The organism is Burkholderia sp. HMSC10F09, from assembly GCF_001806955.1.
In the GTDB taxonomy this organism is placed as follows: Bacteria; Pseudomonadota; Gammaproteobacteria; order Burkholderiales; family Burkholderiaceae; genus Burkholderia; species Burkholderia multivorans.
In genome coordinates this window covers 18365-22025 of the sequence record NZ_KV786818.1, presented here as the reverse complement: position 1 = coordinate 22025, position 3661 = coordinate 18365, and the positions used below count along the sequence as shown (strand labels likewise).

Annotated in this window: 3 protein-coding genes and 2 pseudogenes; all 5 read right to left on the bottom strand. The window is 68.2% G+C overall.

Annotated elements, in window-relative coordinates:
- A pseudogene (locus tag HMPREF3115_RS32630) lies at window positions 1-148 on the bottom strand (salicylaldehyde dehydrogenase); the annotation flags it as partial.
- 52 nt (window positions 149-200) lie between these two features.
- Window positions 201-1028 carry a p-hydroxycinnamoyl CoA hydratase/lyase gene (locus HMPREF3115_RS20530; protein ID WP_006397493.1) on the bottom strand — a complete coding sequence of 276 codons (828 nt, stop codon included), beginning with the start codon at window positions 1026-1028 and terminating at the stop codon, window positions 201-203.
- A gap of 406 nt (window positions 1029-1434) precedes the next feature.
- Window positions 1435-2340: an SMP-30/gluconolactonase/LRE family protein gene (locus HMPREF3115_RS20525; protein WP_006404696.1), complete on the bottom strand. Its 906-nt coding sequence runs from the start codon at window positions 2338-2340 to the stop codon at window positions 1435-1437.
- A 39-nt stretch (window positions 2341-2379) separates the two neighbouring features.
- The gene (gene araH / locus HMPREF3115_RS20520; RefSeq protein WP_070555807.1) at window positions 2380-3399 is read right to left on the bottom strand and encodes an L-arabinose ABC transporter permease AraH; all 1020 of its coding nucleotides are present in this window, start codon (window positions 3397-3399) and stop codon (window positions 2380-2382) included.
- Between the two features lie 37 nt (window positions 3400-3436).
- Window positions 3437-3661 (bottom strand): annotated as a pseudogene (gene araG, locus HMPREF3115_RS32625) (L-arabinose ABC transporter ATP-binding protein AraG); the annotation flags it as partial.

Genomic DNA, 3661 nt, shown 5'->3' with positions numbered 1-3661 from the left:
CGGCCGCGACCGCGGCATCCGCATCGGCGAGCGTCGCGGCCGCCGCGCGCGAGGCGACCTGGCCGGTCGCCGGATCGATCCGGTCGAACGTCGCGCCGTCCGACGCGCCGCGCGACACGCCGTCGATCAACAAACTCACTTCGTGCATTTCGCTGTCTCCGCTCAATTTCCGCCCAGGTCGGGTTGCGCCGCGTCGCCGCTCAGCGCTTGTACGCCTGCAGGCCTGGCTTGATGCTCTTTTCGTCGAGGAACTGCTTGAGCCCCTGCTCGCGGCCGCCTTCCGGATCGCGATAGTTGGCCTGGTCGAGCTTCGCGTACAGGTAGTCCTCGTTCTGCTCCCACGTCAGTTCGCGGCACCGCTTGAAGCCGTGCTTCGCGTTGCGGATCACGACCGGGTTCTTGTCGAGCAGCTTGGCGGCGAGCGCACGCACTTCGTCGCGCAGCTGCGCGCGCGGCACGCTCTTGTTGACGAGGCCCATCTGCGCGGCCTGCTGGCCCGTGAACGTGTCGCCGGTCATGATGTAGTAGAGCGCCTGACGATGACCGACCGTATCGGCCATCGCCTTGCTGACCAGATTGCCCGGCGGAATGCCCCAGTTGATCTCGGACAGTCCGAACACGGCCTCGTCGGCCGCGATCGCGAGATCGCAGGCGACGAGCGGCGAGAAGCCGCCGCCGAAGCACCAGCCGTTGACCATCGCGATCGTCGGCTTCGCGTACATGCGCAGCAGCTGCCACTGCCAGCGGCTCGCGTCGCGGCGGATCTTTTCCTGCAGGATTTCGGGGCCTGCGTCGACTTCGCGGAAATACTCCTTCAGATCCATCCCGGCCGTCCATGCGTCGCCTTCGCCGGTCAGCACGAGCACCTGCGCTTCGGGGTCGAGTTCGATCGCTTCGAGCACGTCGATCATTTCCGCGTTCAGCGTCGGGCTCATCGCGTTGCGCTTCTCGGGACGATTCAGCGTCACCCACGCAATCCCGCCCTCGACGGCGACTTTCACGGTTTTCCAGCGACCTTCGTAACTCATCTTCGTTCTCCAATGACAGTGCCGCCCGTTGCGACTCGCCGCCAATTTACTATCAGGTAGCCTGATATGTAAAGCGGATTGGACGCGCGTCCGGACAAACCCCTAAACGGGTGCGAACGCGGCGCGGCGTGCCGTCTCGGACGCGGCGCCGCAGGCATGCGCGAGCGACGGCGGGCGCCGGTGGGACGATCGAGGACGAGCGGTTTCGCGGAAAACGGGAGTCGCGATGCGGATGCGCGGTGCGAGGACGACGTGCGGTTTTCGGCGACGTGTTCGGCGCCGTATTTGTCGCCGTTGTGCCGCGGCGCGGCGCGAGGAATGAAAGTGTGCGGTGCACGACGCACCGGCAGCGAAGCAAAGCGCGCGGCGGCACGGCGATCGCCGCGCGCGCCGCCGCGTCGCGCGATCAGGTACCGACGCCGCGCTTCAGCGCGAATCGCGCGGTCGGCAGCCCCGCATGCCGCGTCGCCGCGACGAACACGCCGCCGGCGTGCGGATCGTCGGCAAGCGCGTCGTCGGCAAGGCCGACGCGGGCGCTCGTCACGTAGAGCCGGCCTTCGCCGTCGAGCGCCGGGCAGCTCGGCTGTGCGGTCGGCACGTCGACGCGCTCGGTCTCGATGCCGTCGGGGCCGTAACGCACGACGCGCCGTCCGCCCCACTGCGCACTCCACAGCCCGCCGTCGCGGTCGACCGTCGCCCCGTCCGGATCGCCGTCCGGATCGGTCAGACGCGCGAACGACCGCACGCCCGACACGCCCGCACGGCTGTAATCGCCGACGAAGATCTCGCGCACCATCGAATCGCAGAAGTACATCTTCGTGCCGTCGGGCGAGAACGCGATGCTGTTCGCGATCGCGGCCGGCGGCAGCGCGAGCCGCTCCAGCGCGAGGTCGGAACCGAGCCGGTAGAACCCGCCGACCGCGCGCGGCGGCTCGCCGCCTTCGTCCTTCATCCCGAACACGAACGCGCCGAACGGATCGCAGCGGCCGTCGTTCAGGCGCGTCGGCAGGTCAGGCTCGACGTCGACGATCCGCGTCAACGCGCCGCTGCGCAGATCGAAGAACGCGAGGTGCGTCGCGAGCCCGACGAGCAGCACGTCCGGATCGTCGGTCAGTGCGAAGCAGGCGAGACGCTCGGGCATCGGCCACTGCGCGAGCGCGGAGCCGTCCGCGCGGCAGCGCCACAGCCGCGCGCCTTCGATGTCCGTCCAGTACAGCGTATTCGTTGCGTCGCACCACGTCGCGCCCTCGCCGAGCGCGTTGCGGCAGTCGGCCAGCAGCGAAGCCGCCGCGGCCGGTCGATTCTGTTGCATGCCGTCTCCCGATAATCGATGCTCAGGCGGCGCGCACGCTCAGATCTTCATCGCGCGCCGCTGGTTGCGACGATACTGGTCGAACAGCACCGCGAGCAACAGAATTCCGCCGCGTATCAGATATTGGTAAAAGGTCGGCACGTTCAGCAGGCTCATCGCGTCCTGCACCGAGCCCATGATCAGCACGCCGACGAGCACGCCGGAAATCGTCGCGACGCCGCCCGTCAGCGACACGCCGCCGAGCACGCACGCCGAGATCACGCCGAGCTCGAGGCCGACCGAGGTCTTCGGATCGCCGAGGCTCATCCGCGACGCGAGCATCACGCCCGCAAAGCCGGTCACGAGCCCTTGCAGCACGAACACGGTGATCTTGATCCGCATCACCGGCAGCCCCGCGAGCAGCGCCGCCTCGCCGTTGCCGCCGACCGCGAGCGCGTTCTTGCCGAACACCGTCTTGCGCAGCAGGAAGCCGAACACGACGAAGCCGACGATGTTGCTCCAGATCGGATACGAGATGCCGAGGAACGAGCCGCCGCCGAGATCGAAGAAGCGCTCCTCGGAGATCATCACCGCGTCGCCGTTCGACGTGATGAACGCGAGGCCGCGCACGACCTCCATCATCGCGAGCGTGACGATCAGCGAGTTGATGCGCCAGCGCGCGATCAGCACGCCGTTGACGAGGCCGACCGCGCCGCCCGCGAGTACGCCGGCCGCGATGCCGAGCACGACGCTGTGCGTCGCCGTGATCAGCGTCGAGGCGACGACGCCCGAGAACGCGACGATCGACGCGACCGACAGGTCGACTTCGCCGAGCGCGAGCACGAACATCATCGTCACGGCGATCGAGCCGATCAGCGTGACCGACAGCAGCAGGCCCTGGATGTTGCGCGGCGTGAGGAAGTCCGGCACGGTCAGCGACAGCGTCGCGAACAGCACGGCGAACACCATCACGATGCCGGAGCGGTTGATCAGTTGCCACACGCCGCCGCGTGCGCGCACGGGGACGGCGGCCGCGTCGGGGGACGGGGAAGTCTGTTGGGGTTGCATCGCCTGGCTCATGTCATTGCATTCCGTTTGTCACGCGTTCGCGCATCCGTCAGCGCGGCAGCGCGAGCTTGATCAGCGTATCGGGCGTCGCCTGCGCCTTCGCGACTTCGCCGGCGATGCGCCCTTCCTTCATCACGACGATCCGGTCCGACACGCCGATCACCTCGGCGAGATCGCTCGAGACGAGGATCACCGTGCGGCCCGCTTCCGCGAGTTCGTAGAACAGGTTGTAGATTTCGGCGCGCGCGCCGACGTCGATGCCGCGCGTCGGCTC

What these genes read in the sequence shown, in the direction of transcription:
- araH (WP_070555807.1), bottom strand. Translation starts at nt 3,399, where the DNA reads ATGAGCCAGGCGATGCAACCCCAACAGACTTCCCCGTCCCCCGACGCG.
- HMPREF3115_RS20525 (WP_006404696.1), bottom strand. Translation starts at nt 2,340, where the DNA reads ATGCAACAGAATCGACCGGCCGCGGCGGCTTCGCTGCTGGCCGACTGC.
- HMPREF3115_RS20530 (WP_006397493.1), bottom strand. Translation starts at nt 1,028, where the DNA reads ATGAGTTACGAAGGTCGCTGGAAAACCGTGAAAGTCGCCGTCGAGGGC.